The sequence below is a fragment of the Mucilaginibacter dorajii genome (genome assembly GCF_024808255.1).
Taxonomy (GTDB): Bacteria; Bacteroidota; Bacteroidia; order Sphingobacteriales; family Sphingobacteriaceae; genus Mucilaginibacter; species Mucilaginibacter dorajii.
Genome location: NZ_JANTYS010000005.1, coordinates 321,333 through 339,259 on the forward strand (window position 1 = coordinate 321,333; position 17,927 = coordinate 339,259).

12 protein-coding genes are annotated in these 17,927 nt (G+C 42.5%); 10 read left to right on the top strand and 2 right to left on the bottom strand.

The window, feature by feature from the left end:
• Window positions 1-14: 14 nt before the first annotated feature.
• The 4 genes from FHS10_RS09325 to FHS10_RS09340 all read left to right on the top strand — a co-directional run bounded on the left by FHS10_RS09325 (window position 15) and on the right by FHS10_RS09340 (window position 8,014).
• On the top strand, window positions 15-1,115 hold the full coding sequence (locus tag FHS10_RS09325; RefSeq protein WP_259089640.1) for an efflux RND transporter periplasmic adaptor subunit: 1,101 nt from the start codon (window positions 15-17) through the stop codon (window positions 1,113-1,115).
• 145 nt (window positions 1,116-1,260) lie between these two features.
• On the top strand, window positions 1,261-4,401 hold the full coding sequence (locus tag FHS10_RS09330) for an efflux RND transporter permease subunit (RefSeq protein ID WP_259089641.1): 3,141 nt from the start codon (window positions 1,261-1,263) through the stop codon (window positions 4,399-4,401).
• 100 nt (window positions 4,402-4,501) lie between these two features.
• Complete coding sequence (locus FHS10_RS09335; RefSeq protein WP_259089645.1) at window positions 4,502-7,549, top strand: GH92 family glycosyl hydrolase; 3,048 nt, start codon at window positions 4,502-4,504, stop codon at window positions 7,547-7,549.
• Window positions 7,550-7,663: 114 nt separating this feature from the next.
• Entirely contained in the window at window positions 7,664-8,014 is a 351-nt protein-coding gene (locus tag FHS10_RS09340) for a magnetosome magnetite crystal formation protein family (protein WP_259089647.1), read from the top strand.
• Between the two features lie 51 nt (window positions 8,015-8,065).
• Here the strand turns inward: FHS10_RS09340 and FHS10_RS09345 are convergent, their stop codons facing one another.
• Complete coding sequence (locus tag FHS10_RS09345) at window positions 8,066-8,950, bottom strand: polyphosphate kinase 2 family protein (RefSeq protein ID WP_259089648.1); 885 nt, start codon at window positions 8,948-8,950, stop codon at window positions 8,066-8,068.
• A gap of 279 nt (window positions 8,951-9,229) precedes the next feature.
• On the opposite strand from FHS10_RS09345, the gene FHS10_RS09350 reads away from it, so the two are divergent.
• The 4 genes from FHS10_RS09350 (at window position 9,230) to msrB (ending at window position 16,198) form a co-directional block, all read left to right on the top strand.
• Window positions 9,230-11,557, top strand: coding sequence for a penicillin-binding protein 1A (locus FHS10_RS09350; protein WP_259089649.1), 2,328 nt, complete (start codon window positions 9,230-9,232; stop codon window positions 11,555-11,557).
• A 109-nt stretch (window positions 11,558-11,666) separates the two neighbouring features.
• Window positions 11,667-14,882, top strand: a complete 3,216-nt coding sequence (locus tag FHS10_RS09355) for a tolB protein precursor (RefSeq protein ID WP_259089650.1) — start codon at window positions 11,667-11,669, stop codon at window positions 14,880-14,882.
• Window positions 14,883-14,997: 115 nt separating this feature from the next.
• On the top strand, window positions 14,998-15,585 hold the full coding sequence (locus FHS10_RS09360; protein WP_259089655.1) for a fasciclin domain-containing protein: 588 nt from the start codon (window positions 14,998-15,000) through the stop codon (window positions 15,583-15,585).
• Between the two features lie 139 nt (window positions 15,586-15,724).
• Window positions 15,725-16,198, top strand: a complete 474-nt coding sequence (gene msrB, locus FHS10_RS09365; protein ID WP_259089661.1) for a peptide-methionine (R)-S-oxide reductase MsrB — start codon at window positions 15,725-15,727, stop codon at window positions 16,196-16,198.
• On the opposite strand, the gene FHS10_RS09370 is transcribed toward msrB, so the two are convergent.
• Window positions 16,188-16,544 (bottom strand): GIY-YIG nuclease family protein, encoded by a 357-nt coding sequence (locus FHS10_RS09370; RefSeq protein WP_259089663.1) that lies wholly within the window; start codon window positions 16,542-16,544, stop codon window positions 16,188-16,190. The two genes, msrB and FHS10_RS09370, sit on opposite strands and share 11 nt — an antisense overlap.
• A gap of 86 nt (window positions 16,545-16,630) precedes the next feature.
• Between FHS10_RS09370 and FHS10_RS09375 the strand changes: the two genes are divergently transcribed.
• Window positions 16,631-17,407 carry an XRE family transcriptional regulator gene (locus FHS10_RS09375; protein WP_259089669.1) on the top strand — a complete coding sequence of 259 codons (777 nt, stop codon included), beginning with the start codon at window positions 16,631-16,633 and terminating at the stop codon, window positions 17,405-17,407.
• A 112-nt stretch (window positions 17,408-17,519) separates the two neighbouring features.
• The gene (locus FHS10_RS09380; RefSeq protein ID WP_259089670.1) at window positions 17,520-17,861 is read left to right on the top strand and encodes a DUF4890 domain-containing protein; all 342 of its coding nucleotides are present in this window, start codon (window positions 17,520-17,522) and stop codon (window positions 17,859-17,861) included.
• The last annotated feature ends 66 nt before the right edge of the window (window positions 17,862-17,927 follow it).

Sequence of the window (17,927 nt, forward strand, 5' to 3'; positions counted from 1 at the left end):
CCTTTATAACCCATATGATGAAAAGAGAAACGCTGATACCTGCTCTCTCGGCTTTACTGTTTTTGGCTGCCTGCAAAGGGAAACCCCAGCCTGTTGAAGAAAAGAAACCAGTTTGCGTAAGCGATTCGATGGCTAAAATTATCACCATTGATACCGCTAAAACTACCCCTATAAAAAATGAGCTTAGTCTATCGGGCGAAGTTTCAAATGATGAAAACAACGTGGTAAAGGTTTTCCCTTTTTCCAGCGGACAGGTCATCGAAGTAAAAGTATCCCTCGGCGATAAGGTTACTAAGGGCCAAACGCTTGCCATTATGCGCAGCGCCGATGTTGCAGGTAACTATACCGATCTATCGGCCACAAAATCCGACCTCGCCATTTCAAAACGGCAGTTGGAGCAGGCCGAATACTTGTACAAAAACGGCATTTCGAGCGAGCGCGATTATACCGAAGCTAAAGAGAACTATAACAAAGCCGAAGCGGCTAACCGCAAAATTCAGCAGCAAATATCTATTAATGGCGGTGGCAATACCAATGCAGGCGGTACACTGGTGATCAAAGCACCGCAAAGCGGCTACATTGTAGAAAAAAACGTAACGGCAGGTGGTTTCATTCGCCAGGATAATAATGCAACCATGTTTACCATTTCAAACATGAAAGATGTATGGATCTGGGCCAATGTGTTTGAATCTGATATTAGCAAGGTTAAAACAGGTTACACCGCCAAAGTAACCACCATTGCTTATCCGGGTAAAGTATTTGAAGGCAAAGTAGACGCGGTAAGCTCGGTACTTGATCCTGATAACAAGGTAATGAAGATAAAAGTGGTATTACCCAATACAGATATGCTGTTAAAACCAGAAATGTTCACCAACGTGATCATCACCAACAACGATGCGGCTACATCGGTTTCGGTACCCGCCAAAGCGGTGATCTTCGACAGCAGCAAAAACTTTGTGGTGGTTTACAACAGCGCCTGCGATTTAAAAGTACGCGAAGTAAGCGTGATCAAAACCGTCGACGACGTTACCTACATCGCCTCAGGCCTGCAAGCCGGCGACAAAGTAGTATCCAAAAATGGCTTGCTATTATACGATGCAATAACGGGGGATTAATCTTTTAGTATCAAGTAGTAAGTATCAAGTATCAAGACCGAATTTTTGGAATCAGATACCAATAACTAATACTTACTACATGATACTAACTATTTGACAACCAAAAAATCTTGCTACTTGATACTAACTACTTGATACTATAAAAATGAATAAATTCATTAAAAATATAATCTACTTTTCACTGAGGCACCGCTACTTTGTGTTTTTTATGACACTGGTTTTGGTTGTGCTTGGCGTGTGGAGCTACCTGAATACGCCCATCGAGACGTTTCCGGATGTAACCAATACTCAGATCATCATTATTGCCCAATGGCCCGGCCGCAGTGCCGAGGAAGTGGAGAAAATGATTACCATACCGATGGAAACCGTGTTAAACTCGGTACAAAAAAAGGCAAACCTGCGTACTACCTCTGCATTTGGTTTATCCTACGTGCGCATCATTTTTGACGATGATGTTGATGATGCTTTTGCGCGCCAGCAGGTATTAAGCCGCCTGGGTAATGCCGACCTACCCGATGGTGTTAAACCCGAAGTAGAGCCGCCCTACGGCCCTACAGGCGAGATCTATCGCTATACATTAAAAAGTCATACCAAATCAATCCATGAGCTAACGGCCATACAAGATTGGGTGCTTGACCGCCAATTTAAATCGGTACCAGGTGTTGCCGACGTAAACAGCTTTGGTGGTGAAGAAAAAACATACGAGGTTGCCGTTAACCCGGCCCTTCTTCAAAAATACGGATTGACATCTTTGGATGTTTACTCCGCCATAAACCGTAGCAACATTAACGTTGGTGGCGATGTGATTGAAAAGAACGACCAGGCCTACGTGGTGCGTGGTATCGGGGTGATCAATAATATTGATGAGATCCAAAACATCATCATTAAAAATGTAAACAACGTACCTATCCTGGCTAAGGATATTGCAGATGTAAAAGAAGCTGGTTTACCACGTTTAGGCCAGGTAAGCCGCGATAAGCAAAAGGATGTATTGGAAGGCATTATAGTAATGCGTAAAGGAGAGAACCCCGCCGAGGTGTTAGACAAGATCAGGGATAAGGTTAAAGACCTGAACGATAACATTTTGCCAAAGGATGTAAAGATAGATACCTTTTACGACCGTACCAATCTCATGGATTTTTGTACTGAAACGGTGATCCATAACTTATGCGAAGGTATAATCCTGGTAACGGTTATCGTGTTCCTGTTCATGGCCGACTGGCGTACTACTTTAACAGTAGCCATCATCATCCCATTATCCCTGTTATTCGCCTTTGTGTGTATGCGGATAAAGGGCATGAGTGCCAACCTGCTTTCTATGGGTGCGGTCGACTTCGGGATTATCATAGATGGCGCGGTAGTGATGGTTGAGGGTATTTTTGTGGCTCTTGATCACAGGGCCAAAGAAGTGGGTATGCAAAAGTTCAACGGCCTTGCCAAATTGGGCCTGTTTAAAAATGTAGGCGCCGAAATGGGTAAAGCCATCTTCTTCTCTAAATTGATCATCATCACCTGTTTGATTCCCATCTTTGCGTTTCAAAAGGTTGAGGGCAAAATGTTTAGTCCGCTGGCTTACACCTTAGGTTTTGCCTTGTTAGGTGCATTGATCTTCACACTCACGCTGGTGCCTGCCCTATCCAGCATCCTGCTGCAAAAAAATGTAAAAGAAAAGCACAACCCAATTGTTATCTTCTTTGAAAGCGGCATCCGCCGAATGTTCAACTTCACCTATAAAAATCAAAAGCTAAGCCTGTTGGTTGCCGTTGGCTTTATGGCGGTCACGTTTTTCTCGGCTAAGTTTTTAGGGTCGGAGTTTTTGCCCGATTTAAACGAGGGGGCACTTTGGGTTGAAGCCGAGCTGCCGATGAGCGTTTCGCTGTCAAATGCAGAAGCGATCAACCAAAAAATGATGCAGATTTTGGCTAAATTTCCTGAGGTTAAGCAAACACTGGCCCAGGTAGGCCGTACCAATGACGGTACCGACCCTAAAGGCTTCTTTGATGTACAGATCCAGGTGGATTTGAAAAAGAAAGACGAATGGCGTCCCGGTGTAAGCGAAGATCAGCTGATTGACCAGATGGACAAGCAACTGAGCAAGATTCCGGGTGCTGTATTCAACTACTCGCAACCCATCCGCGATAATGTGGAAGAAGCTGTAGCTGGCGTAAATGCAGCCTTAGCTGTAAAGGTATTCGGCCCCGATTTTGAAACGTTGGATAAAAAAGCCGATAGCATCTTGAGCGTGTTAAAAACAGTTCAGGGTATTGAGGATTTGGGTGTGCTGCGCAACTTAGGGCAGCCCGAATTCAGGATCGAACTTGATCAGCGTAAAATGGCGCTGTACGGTGTATCCACTGCGGATGCCAACTCGGTTATTGAAATGGCAATTGGTGGTAAGGCCGCTACTGAATTATACGAAGGTGAACGCAGATTTGATATCAGGATCCGTTATCAGAAAGACTACCGCGATACACAGGATAAGATAGAAAACCTGATGGTGCCTACCCTTAACGGTTCCAAAATTGCTATTAAGGAGATCGCAACTATCCGTACCATTACTGGTCCCGCGTTTATTTACAGGGACAATAATACCCGGTACATAGCGGTAAAATTCTCGGTTCGCGGTCGCGATTTAGGCAGTACCATTAAAGAAGCTCAGGAAAAAGTTCACTCCAAAGTTACTTTTGAGCATGGTTATACCGATGTATGGGCCGGCGAATTTGAAAACCAGATCCGTGCATCAAATACCCTGGCGCACGTAGTACCTATCTGTTTGCTGGTTATATTTTTGATCCTGTTTATAACGTTTGGTAACGCTAAAGATGCAACATTGGTAATCCTAAACGTACCGTTTGCGTTGATAGGCGGCATTTTGGCCTTGCATATTACGGGCACTAATTTTAGCATCTCGGCAGGTATTGGTTTCATCGCCTTGTTTGGTGTTTGCATCCAAAATGGGGTGATCCTGGTATCGGTATTTAAAAAGAACCTTGAAGAGCATATGCCACTTGATAAAGCCATATTAGATGGTGTGATCAGCAGGGTACGTCCTGTAGTGATGACGGCCCTGATGGCTGCTATTGGTTTAATGCCGGCAGCAGTATCTACAGGCATCGGTTCAGAAACACAAAAACCTTTGGCTATTGTAGTTATCGGCGGTTTGGTAACATCAACCATACTTACCTTGTTAATATTACCCATTATATACGCTATTGTTCACCGGCTGATTCATCGCCGGGAAAACCGGAAGCTATTGAAAAAAATGGGCGTTGTTCGCAACGCATAATACCCCGCTTCTGCAATCGCTCAACCGTTGGTTGAGCGATTTTTTTATTTATATATCATTTAAGTTTTAATTTGCGTAATTATACCATAGCGTTAATTATATGCCACCTAAGTGTACCATCTGCTGCAGTATTTTCACTGTAGCTTTTCTCTTTTCATCCTTTCATTCATCGGCACAAAAACGGAAAGACAGGGATTACGCCCTGCTGGTTGATCCCTTTATTGGCACCGGCGGCCATGGGCACACCTACCCCGGCGCGGTGATGCCTTTTGGGATGGTGCAGCTTAGCCCCGATACACGTTTGGAAGGATGGGATGGCTGTTCGGGCTATCACTATACCGATACGGTGGTTTACGGCTTTTCGCATACGCATTTAAGCGGCACAGGTATCCCCGATTATTGTGATGTATTATTTATGCCCACCACCGGCGAACCGCAATTTAAAAACACAGATTACCGTTCGGGATTCAAAAAGAAAAACGAGGTAGCATCACCGGGATACTATAAAACGCTATTAGATAAATATAACATTGGTGTTGAACTTACCGCCACCACCCGCGTTGGGGTACATCGGTATGAATACCCATCTGTCCAAAAGGCCAACATTATTATTGATCTGCAACACCGGGATGAGGTGTTAGATTCATGGATAGAAGTTGTGAATGATCATGAAGTCCGCGGCTACCGCAAATCAAAATCATGGGCAAACAACCAGCAGGTTTATTTCTATGCCAAGTTTTCAAAACCATTTAAAACCTACGGCATAGCCAGTAACGATGTTGTGGAGGATGGCAAAAACAAGTTGCAAGGCAAAAACATCAAAATGTACCTGCAGTTTGATAATCCCGGCGAAGTGATCTCCAAAGTTGGAATTTCGGCCGTGAGCACCGAAGGAGCTTTGAAAAACATGGATGCCGAAGTGTCCGATTTTGACTTTAAAAGAGTACAAAAGGCGGCCCGCGCCGGCTGGAACAACGAACTGAACAAGATCCAGGTTGATGGTGGAGGCCCGTCCGGCTCACAGGATGAGCCCGAAAATCAAAGTACTGTAAATAGTCCTTACGGCCCTATGCCGGCCACAGGCAAAAAGGCTAAGGCCGTCAATTACGCCAAAGTTAAACAAACCATATTTTACACAGCCCTGTACCACAGCATGCTTGCTCCTAATATCTACAATGATATTGACGGCCAATACAGGGGAATGGATCAGCAAGTGCATACCGCTCAGGGCTTTAATTATTACACCGTATTTTCCTTATGGGACACCTACCGCGCCGAAAACCCATTATTAAACATCATAGACCGGAAAAGAACGCTTGATTTTGTAAAATCGTTCCTGGCTATGTATGATCAGGGTGGCGTACTCCCCGTTTGGCCATTGGCCAGTACCGAAACCTATTGCATGATTGGCAATCACTCCATCCCGGTCATTGTAGATGCTTACGCCAAAGGCATCCGCGATTTTGACGCAGAAAAAGCCCTCGCCGCAATGAAAGCCAGTGTAAACCATAATCAGTTTGGATTGGATGTTTACCGTAAAAATGGTGCAGTTCTATCCGATGTAGAGGATGCATCAGTATCAAAAACGCTGGAATATGCTTATGATGATTGGTGCATTGCTCAAATGGCCAAAATGTTGAATAAGCCGCAGGATTATACCGAATACATTCAACGTGCACAATACTGGAAAAATGTTTACAATAATCAAAACGGCTTTATGCAGGCCCGTAGCAATGGCAGCTGGCTTACCCCATTTGATCCAACCGAGATTAACGGTAACTATACAGAAGGTAACGCATGGCAATACTCTTTTTTTGTACCCCAGGATATAGAGACGCTGATAGCAAAAATGGGCGGCAAGGAAACATTTGAGGCTAAGTTAGATGAACTATTCACCACCGAATCGAAACTAAAGGGCGCGGATATTCCGGACGTTGCCGGATTGATTGGTCAGTACGCGCATGGCAATGAGCCGAGCCATCATATGGCTTACCTGTACAACTTTACCGATTCGCCCGAGAAAACGCAGTTTTATATTGACAGGATCCTGCGCGAAGAGTACAGCAACAAACCCGATGGCTTGGCGGGCAATGAAGATTGCGGCCAAATGTCGGCCTGGTATGTAATGAGCTCGCTGGGCATCTACAACATCGCTCCCGGGCAGCAGCAGTTTCAAATAGGCGTGCCGCAGTTTGATAAGGCTTTAATTAGCCTGGAAAATGGCAAAAGCTTTACCATCATTAATTCGGGTGCAAGCATTGGTAAGGGTAACATTTATCTGCAAGGTATGAGCCTGGCAAAAAAAGCATACAACAAGCTATACCTTAACTTTGACGACCTGGCTAATGGCGGCGAATTTGAGGTTTTTGCCGGCAAGCTCGCCAACAAAATGTTTGTACAGGAAATTGAAAGGCCCAACTCAAAGATCAGTGACGATCTGATTGTTGCCAATCCTTATATCATTACCCCTTCGCGCTCATTTAAAGAGCCAATTAGTGTACAGATCAAAAGCGCGGATACTGATGCTAAATTTTATTATACATTAGATGGCAGTACGCCTACTGCCGCCTCTACGCTTTACACGCAACCTATCAATATATCTGCCAATACAACCGTTAAGGCTATAGCTATACTTAACGGCAAAAGCAGTTTTGTTGACGAAGCAAGCTTTGTAAAATTAAGGGGCGATCTTAAACTTAGCCTTACCAATAAGTATCTCCAGGCCTATGCCGATAAAGGCGATGAATCCCTTATTAACGGCATCCACGGAACAGCCAACTGGCGTACCGGCAACTGGCAGGGTTACCAGGGTAAGGATTTGGAAGCTGTAATAGATCTTGGAGCGGCTAAACCTGTAAAACAGGTAGCCATCGGCACGTTACAGGATACCAACTCATGGATCATTTTCCCACGGGAGGTTGAGTATTGGACATCAAACGACGGCAAAACCTATAAACTGGCAGCAACTGTGACTACCAAGGTAAATGTTAAAGACCTTAACCCGCAAACACAGGAGTTCGCGGCACCTTTAAATATCAGTACACGTTATATCAAACTGATAGCCAAACAATACGGCCCGTTGCCGGAATGGCACGAAAGCAAAGGCAGCCAGTCATATATTTTTGCTGATGAAATAACAGTGGAGTAAATGTGCAGATTTCAGATGTCAAATGTGCAGATGATAAAAAAACAAGATTAAACAATTGCCCTGTTTTTTGGTTAGCTTTAATAAACAATTCATCAACAATTTAACCTTATTAAAATGAACGACTTTTCAAAAGACGATGGCAAACTGGCCGGCATTGTTAGTTACTTTACGATAATTGGTTGGCTGATAGCCTATTTTGCATTTTATCAAAATAGCAAAAGCTATCTTTCCGGATATCAGCTCAGGCAAACTTTATTATTTCATATTGTGTCAACCATCATTTATTATGCTGTTGGCGCGTTTTTAGTTACGCCCGATGCATCATTTGGGATAACCATATTCTGGTTGATCAGAGTAGCGCTTTTTATCATTTGGATAATTGGTTTGCTTGGCGCATTACAAGGCGAAAGAAAACCGATGCCATTAATTGGCGAACGTGCGCAATCAATGTTTTCGGGCATATAAAAAACACAAGGCAGGTTATTGTTTCAAAATAATAACCTGCCTTGTGTGCCCCTATTCCTTTTCCAATTCCAGTTCCTTTTTTGATTCGTCTAACCTGTCCTTTTCTTCTTTTGGCAGTACCGGGTATTTAAGGTTTAAGCCCCTCAAGGTTTCTAATATAATGGTCGATATAGCTATGCGGGTAAACCATTTCTTATCCGCCGGAATCACATACCACGGGCTATCCTTAGTTGCCGTTTCAGTGATCGCCTTTTCATAAGCCAGCATGTAATCGTCCCATTTTTTCCTTTCTTCAATATCCGCGGCCGAAAATTTCCAATTCTTTTTCGCGTCATCAATCCGTTTTAAAAAGCGGTCTTTCTGCTCGTGTTTGGATACATTAAGAAAAAATTTGATGATAACCGTTCCATTTTCGGTTATATGGTTTTCAAAAGAACGGATGCTTTCATACCGTTTATCCCAAAATTTACCGGTAACATCTTTAACACTGCTTACATCGGGCAAATTTTCTTTAAGCAAAAGATCGGGGTGAACTTTAGTTATCAGCACGTTTTCGTAATGTGACCTATTGTGAATCCCTATCCTGCCCCGCTCTGGCAAAGCACGGTGGTGCCGCCATAAAAAATCGTGTGCATAATCCTCGGCACTTGGCTGTTTAAAGCTATAAACCTGACATCCCTGCGGATTGAGGCCCGACATCGTATGCGCAATCGCGCTATCCTTGCCTGCAGCATCCATCGCCTGGAAAATAATAAGAAGCGAATATTTGTTAGCAGCGTAAAGTTCTGTTTGCAAATCAAATGTTTCTGCTATCAGGTTCTCCAATATCCTTTTCGAATCCCCTTTTCTAAAACCATCCGCATAATCCGGGTCATGATCTTTAAGCGAAAAACTTTTTCCATTACTTACCTTAAACTTGTTTGTTATACTCGCCATGATAAAAAATTTGCTTTACGCATTGTTAACATAAAATTTAGATGTTAAACTTGCGTTGATTATAATGCTGTTTATTTTAGCCGATATACCCCATCAACGTTCAAACCTAAATATTACTATGGTTTAAGGTAGTAATTAATTTGTAACGGAGAATGGTTTTGTGTCTCTAATTTAGCGAAAGTGCTACTGAAGAGTGTATCTCAAACTTTTATGTAAACCGCACGTATTAATATTTGTTTGGAGCTATGATTTAGCGCCATAATTTTACATCTTTACCCAATGTTCAGACGAATACGAAACCGTTTTTTAAGGTTTATTGCCATATTTATTTACTTTGTAATTATCTTCTTTTGCTGCATCGAGCTTAATTTCCTATGGCTATCCGGTTACTCACCTGATATGCAGGATATTAAAAATCCGGTGATGTCGGTAGGGTCCGAAGTATATACAGCCGATGGTAAATTGATAGGCCAGTACTACAAAGAGAACCGTTCGCCGGTTGATTTAAAACATATTTCGCCCAACCTGGTTCACGCGCTGGTATCTACAGAGGATGCGCGTTTTTATAGCCACAACGGGGTCGATTTTTACTCTTTTTTTACCAGTATCCTTTCAACCGCTAAAGGCGACCGCCGTGGTGGCAGTACCATTACGCAACAGCTGGCAAAAAACCTGTTTGAAACCCGCAAGCGTAAATCGCAGGGGATCATCAGGCATGTACCGCTGATCCGTACCGTGGTTTATAAATGTAAAGAGTGGCTTACCGCTTTTAAAATTGAGCACGTTTACACTAAGGATCAAATCCTAACGATGTATTTTAATACTGTGCCTTTCGGCAACAATTCCTATGGTATAAAAACAGCGTCATTAAAGTATTTCAATAAACAACCAGATCAGGTTACCCCTGCCGAAGCCGCTTTATTGATAGGCATGTTAAAGGCAACATCAAGCTATAATCCTATTCGTAACCCCGAGCGCGCTACAGATCGCCGTAATGTGGTTTTGGGACAGATGGAAAAATATGGCTATCTCAAAAAAGATGAGTACGACGCCAACGTAAAATCGCCCATAAAATTAGATTTAAGCTATGTAGAAGAAGATTCGCATGGCGACTCCTACCTACGCCGTGCCGTTGAAAAATGGCTTGATAAATGGTGTAAAGATAATGGCTATGATCTTTATGAAGACGGATTAAAGATCTATACCACCATAGATTCGCACCTGCAGCAATATGCAGAGGAAGCCGTTGCCGAGAAGATGAAAATGCTGCAAAAGCGTTTTTATAACCTTTGGGGTAATAAAAACCCATGGCGCGATTCAAAGGGTGTAGAGATCAAAGATTTCATCCTTAAAAACGAGCAAAAGCTACCAATTTATAAGCTATTGGATAAAAAGTTTGGTGGTGATACCGTAAAGATCAGCGAATACTTTAAAACCAAAAAACGCATGACCGTTTTCACCTGGAATGGCGAACGGGACACCACTTTCTCTACCATCGATTCGATAAAATACTATGCCAAAATTTTAAATACCGGTATGATGACCATTGAGCCATCAACAGGTAAAATAAAAGTTTGGATTGGAGGTATTGATCACCGCTTTTTTAATTATGACCATGTAAATCAATCACGCCGTCAGGCTGGTTCAACATTTAAGCCTTTTGCTTATTTAACCGCTTTAGATAATGGCTATACCCCTTGCGATAAGTTTACCGATCAGCCGGTGACCATTAAATACAAAGACAACGGTAAAGACGAAGTTTGGCAGCCAAACAATGCCGATTTCCATTTCTCGTACCAGGAAATGTCATTACGCTGGGCTATGGGTAAATCTGTGAACTCTATAACAGCGCAGCTTACCGAAAAGGTTGGCTGGGATAAAATTGTGCAATACGCGCATAAAGTAGGTATCGAAAGTCCGCTAAAATCGGTACCGTCGGTATCCCTTGGTTCCAATGATGTTTCGGTATATGAAATGGTGAGGGCTTACAGTACTTTCCTTAATAAAGGCGAAAAGATAGATCCTTTATTGGTTACTAAGATCACCGATCAGGATGGCAACGTATTGGATGAGTTTAAACTAAAATCAGAAAAGGTGATTAGTGAGGAAACGGCCTGGTTGATGCTTTATATGTTCCGAGGCGGTATGGAAGAACCGGGAGGTACTTCACAGGCTTTATGGGAATATCCTGGTCTTTGGAAAAAGGATAACCAGATAGGTGGCAAAACAGGCACCTCATCTGATTATGTTGATGGCTGGTATATGGGTATTACTAAAGACCTGGTTACTGGCATCTGGGTAGGCTGCGATGACCGTAGCGTGCACTTCACCTCGTCAGAAACCGGCGAAGGTTCACACACCGCGCTTCCAATTTTTGGCCGCTTTATGGAAAAGGTTTATGCCGATCCAAAATCGGGCTATACTTATGGTAATTTCCCAAAACCCTGGGTTAAGATCACCAAAAGCTACCAATGCCCATCGCCGCATATCGCGGCTGATACTACAGCAACCGATAGCACAAGCAACCCTATTGATACAACTAACGTAATACCTACGCCGGCACCTGCAACAGAAAACCCGGAAAGTACCCCGCCAAATCAAAAATAGCAGGTCATGGTATCAGCGGTGTATGTTTAAGTTTTAAAAATATTGATCGGCAGGCTCCTGTAGCCTGCCGATTTATTTGATTAAATTAGCAGTATCTATTTAGTTCCCTATGAATAATAACTACTCATTTTTTAATAAAGCTAAAAAATTCACCCTTATAATGGCCTGCCTCATTGGTTCATTATTGATCACCCAAAGCGCGCAGGCACAATATTTTGGTCAAAATAAGGTACGTTATAAAAACCTAAAGTTTAAAGTTTATAAAACACCGCATTTCGAGATATACTATTATCTAAAAAACGATAGTATGATCAAACGCTTTGCCCAGGAAAGCGAGCTTTGGTACACCCTGCACCAACAGGTTTTCAAGGATACGTTTAAAACACCTAATCCGATCATTCTATATGCCAACCACCCCGATTTTCAGCAAACAACCGCTATTGATGGCGAAATTGGCGTTGGTACAGGCGGTATTACCGAAGGTTTAAAAAACCGTGTGGTAATGCCCGTGATGGAAACCAACCAAATGACCAGGCATGTTATCGGTCACGAGTTGGTTCACGCTTTTCAATATCATGCTTTATTGGGTAGCGGGAACGAAAGCTTCGAGAACATCAACAACATTCCCCTTTGGATGATTGAGGGTATGGCCGAGTACCTTTCCTTAGGTAAAAAGGACTCCTACACAGCAATGTGGATGCGCGATGCCTACCTCAATCATGATATACCTACCGTACGCGACCTTACCGAAAGCAACAAATATTTCCCCTACCGTTACGGCGAGGCTTTTTGGTCGTTCTTAGGATCAACGTATGGTGATACCGTAATAGTGCCTTTCTTTAAAAACACCGCCCGTTACGGCCTGGCATACGGTATACGGCGAACGTTTGGATATGATGATAAAACACTCTCCCGTCTTTGGAAAAACTCGATAGAAAACACTTACAAACCGTTTTTAAAAGATACCGTTCAAAAACCTGTTGGCTTAAAGCTGGTAGATAAAGATAATGGCGGCGACCTGGTTGTAGCTCCATCTGTTAGTCCCGATGGTAATTACCTGGCCTTCTTATCTGCAAAGAGTTTGTTTAGTATCGACCTTTACCTGGCCGACGCGCATACGGGTAAAATTCTCCGAAAGCTCACGAGTAAGGTATCTAACACACATATTGATGAATTTAACTTTATCGAATCGGCGGGCGCATGGTCGCCGGATGGCAAGCGGTTTGCCTTTAGTGTATTCAGCAAAGGACGTAACCGCATGGAGGTTGTTGATGTAGCAAGCGGGCGCATGCTTAATGATATTTCGATGGAAAAGGCCGAGCAGTTTAGCAACCTATCGTGGTCGCCAAATGGAAAGGATATCGTTTTCACCGGCTTGTCAGAAGGGCAAAGTGATTTGTATTCTTATAATTTTGACACCAAACAAATTACACAGCTTACCAACGATAAGTATACCGATTACCAGCCCACCTACGCAAGGGATGGTAAAAAGATCCTTTTTTCGAGCGACAGATCAACCTACGATCAATCTTTAGAGCAGGCCATCACCTTTAACCTTGCCGAGCTTGACCTGCAAACCGGTAAGATCAAAGACATTAAGATATTTAATGGTGCCAACAATTTAAACCCACAATACTCTGCCGATGGTTCGCAAATCTATTTCTTATCAAACAGGGATGGTTTCCGCAATATGTACCGATATACCATTGGTACCGGCCAGGTTGATCAAATGACAGATCTGTTTACCGGCATTTGCGGTATTACCGAGTATTCGCCGGCATTAAGTATTTCCAATAATGACGACATCGTATACTCCTATTACCGTGCGCAAAAATACGCGCTCTATAATGCTAAGGCATCACAATTTAAACCTGTAGGCGTACAAGACCAGGATGTTAATTTTAACGCGGCCATGCTGCCGCCACCACGTGCCGTCGGTGTCGATCTGATCAATTCAAACCTGAACAATTTCCTGGCCTACCGTAAAATACCAACAGATTCTGTAAAGGAAATCGCTTATCACCCTAAGTTTAAGTTGGATTACCTGGCAGGCAGCGGTATTGGCGTTGGCGTGAGCAGTTTTTATGGCACGAGCCTCTCAAGCGGCATCCAGGGCGTGTTTAGTGATATTTTGGGCCGCAACCAGATCTTTGCAGCCGCATCAGTTAACGGGCAAATTTATGACTCCGGCGCGGCCGTTACCTACGTAAATCAAACCGGCAGGTGGAATTTGGGAACCGGAATTTCGCACATCCCCTACCTATTCGGTTTACAAACAGAAACTTTCCCTAAGCAAAACATTGGCGGTAAAAATGTGACCATACTATCTCAAAATACCGATATCATCCGCAACTTTGAGGATGCGGCAAGGGTATTTACTTCCTATCCTATTGATAAAACCAATAGATTTGAAATAAGTGCCGGCGCATCATATAACTCATACCGCGTTGACCGTTATAGCGATACCTATAAAATTGATACAGTGGTAGATGCTAATAACAACACTTCTTTAAAATATACCTATCTGAACTCTGATAAAAAGAAGATCGCGAACTCGGAAGAAAGCACGTTGTTAGATTATAATCTCAAGTCATATTCACTGGTTCAGATTTCAACCGCGTTGGTGGGCGATAATTCATTTTTTGGGGTAACAGCACCGTTGAATGGTTTCAGATACCGGTTAGAGGCCGGTTATAACTTTGGCACTTACAAGTTTTTCTCGCCAACTATTGATCTGCGCAAATACGTGCGGGTTGAACCGGTAACTTTTGCAGCAAGGTTTTTTGGCTACGGTCGTTTTGGCGATTCAAACGGGATCTATCCTTTATTTATCGGTTATCCCTTTTACATCAGGGGCTACGAAGGACAAACTTTTTATAACAACAATAAAAAAGCAACCAACGGATTCAATATCGACCAATTATCGGGCAGCAGGATGGCCGTGTTTAACTTTGAAACACGCCTGCCCTTTACCGGCCCGGAGAAACTGGCACAGATTAAATCAAAATTCCTGTTTACCGATCTTAACCTTTTCTTTGATGCAGGCTTAGCATGGAATGCTGGCGAACACATTTATTTTCAGAAAAATCCGCCGGTGTTGAGCAAAACCCCGGTAGTTGATGAAAACGGCAATCAAACCGTTGATGCCAGTGGCAATCCGGTATTTAATACCACCTACGGAAGGGTGCCTGCATTAAGCGCGGGTATTTCATTAAGGATAAATGTTTTTGGCGCGTTTATTTTGGAGCCCTACCTGGCCATTCCGTTTAATCGCACCGATGTAACAAAACCCGTATTTGGCCTGGGCTTTACCCCTGGATGGTAAACACATTAAAAATCAATATATTTAAGCGGCCTAAAAGCCGCTTTTTTTTATTTAAACCTTAAATTATAGCAAACAGTTGTCTCTTTAATTGTTATAAGCCTGTAACCATATTGCTATGAAGAAAATAATGATGCTTTCCGTTGCGCTTTTATGCAATTCGATGTTGTTTGCACAAGGCAAAGCAGTTAACCCCAAGGCTATAGGCCAACTTAAAATTACTGCCGGCGACGGCATGTTAGCAGGTAATGATATCGTTAAAAACATTGCTTTATCAAAGGAGCTATCTACCTTTTATAATCTGATTAATGAAAGCAACCTGGCTGTTACCTTACAAAGCCGCGGACCAATAACCATATTTGTACCAGCTAACCCATCTTTTCAAAACCTGCCAAAGGGTAAGCTCGACTCTTTAGGGAAACCAACCCACCTTTGGGAACTTACAAGTATTGTTTCCTACCATGCTATTCCGGGTAGTTTAAAAGCGAAGGATATTGAAAAAGAGATCAACAAAGGCAAGGGCCTGGCAACGTTCACCACCCTATCTGGCAATAAACTTATGGCCAGAATAGATGCTAACCGAAACATTGTTTTAGTGGATGAAAATGGTGGTGAGAGTATTATAAGCCGTTTTGACGTAGAGCAAAGCAACGGCATGCTTCATGTAGTGAATAAAGTATTGATACCAAAGGCTAAGGTTATTTAATTGTACTCCGGGATGACAATCTGCCTGAAATAAGATTACGTATTTTAAGTATATATAATTGTAAGGATAACTTAAGTTTTACGACTAATCCAATATGATCGTAATTCATAAGAAACAAACACTTAAAAACGAACAAGTAATGAAAAAAGCAATTTTAGCAATAACGATACTAACCATTATTACCGCGTTTGGATGCCAAAACAGCAGCGGGCAGGCAAAACGCAAACTAAGCAAACCTGCAGCGGAATGGAAAAAGGCACTCACACCCAATCAATATTACATTATGGTTGAAAGCGGTACCGAACCTCCTTATAAAAACGATTACTGGAACAACCATGAAAAGGGTGTTTACGTAAGCGCGGCTACAGGTGATGTATTGTTTAGTTCGGAAGATAAATTTGACAGCGGCACCGGCTGGCCCAGTTTTGTAAAAGCTGTTGATTCAAAAAAAGTAGCAATTGTTACCGATAACAGCTCCGGCATGAGCCGCGATGAGGTTATCGAAAAAAGTACAGGCTTACACCTTGGTCATGTTTTTGGCGATGGCCCTGCCGACCGTGGCGGCAAGCGTTTTTGCATGAACTCCGGTGCTTTAAAATTCATTAAAAAGTAAGTGCCCTGCGATTAGCATTTACAGACGGACGTAATTGCGGCCTTGTGCGGATTCCGTTCTCATATTTTAAACCAATGGTCAGATCTACCCAATCAGGGTTAACCGGTCTGATCATTTTTTCTTTTTGGGGCCTTGTAAAAGTACTTACCACTTTAAAGCGTTCCATAGCCTGCTCTTCAGTATTGATCTCTTCAAAATAAACCAAACGATTGAGCTGCTGCGCGCTATCAAAAAACAAAGTTGGCATATCACTATAAAATTGCAGTGTTTTTACCAGGTCAGAGCATAAGCCTACGTGAAGATTTTTCCTGTTTCTGTCGGTGATGATATATACAAAACGTTTCATTTTTTGATAAAAAATTTGGTGAACGAATAAATATTACTAACTTTATGAGCATAAAATTACTAATAAATTTAGCAAATGCAAATTTTATGTCAATAATTTCACAAAATATTAAGTTCCTTCGCAAAAAGAAGGGAATTACCCAACAGCAATTTGCCGACGATATGGGTATAAAACGCTCATTAGTAGGTGCATACGAAGAAGAACGTGCCGAACCCAAATACGAACTACTAAAAGCATTAGCAATTTACTTTGACATTAGTATTGATGATTTTATCAACGAAACCATCAATGAAAAGTGGGCGCCAAAACCCAAAGGCAACCCTGCTAACCTGCGCATACTCAGTATTTCTGTTGATAAAGAGGATAATGAAAATATTGAAATGGTACCACTTAAAGCCAGCGCCGGTTATTTAAATGGTTATGCCGATCCTGAATTTGTAGCGCAGTTACCCAAGTTTTATTTACCTATGTTTAAACAGGGCACTTACCGTGCTTTTGAAATAAAAGGTGATTCTATGCTGCCTATAGTATCGGGCGATATTATTATAGCAGAGTACCTGGAGAACTGGGCCGATGTTAAACCAGGCGAAACATACATTGTTATATCAAAAGACGATGGTGTGGTTTATAAACGCATCGGTAACAAATTCAAAGACAATAAGAAGCTAAAACTGGTATCAGACAACCCTGTTTACGAACCATACGAAATAAACGGCGAGGATGTATTGGAAATATGGAAAGCTAAAGGATTTATATCCACCCAGTTACCAAAACCAACACCAGAACCAACTATGGAAAGTTTAACTGCCATGATGGCCCAAATGCAGCGCTCAATATCTAATTTACATCAAAGCAACAATTAAGTTACATCGGCTTTTTTAAACCATTAGGCTATATCTTTATCATACGATTAAAAACGTAAATAAATTAAAAGCTATGAAAAAAATGTTGTTGATGTGCTGCTTCCTGATGGGAATGGCAGCAGTAAGCCATGCACAAGGTGGTGGTATGAGAAAAAGCCCTGAAGACAGGGCTAAAGATCTGCAAACACAGTTGAAGCTAACTGACGACCAGACCGCTAAAGTTACTGCTGTGTACAAAGAGCAGGCAACTAAAATGGATAGCGTTAGAACTGCTGCCAACGGCGACAGAGATGCGATGAGAAGCGCGATGATGCCAATGAGAAAAGCGACTAACGATAAGATTAAAGCTATTTTAACTCCAGACCAGGCTACTACTTTTGATAAAATTCAAAAGGATGCGATGGACAGGATGAGACAAGGTGGAGGCGGCGGTGGCGGCGGCTCACAAAATTAATTTGAATAAAAAGCGGCAATGAGCCGCTTTTTTTATTTTTGCACAACTTTGAGCCTAAAGCGGAAG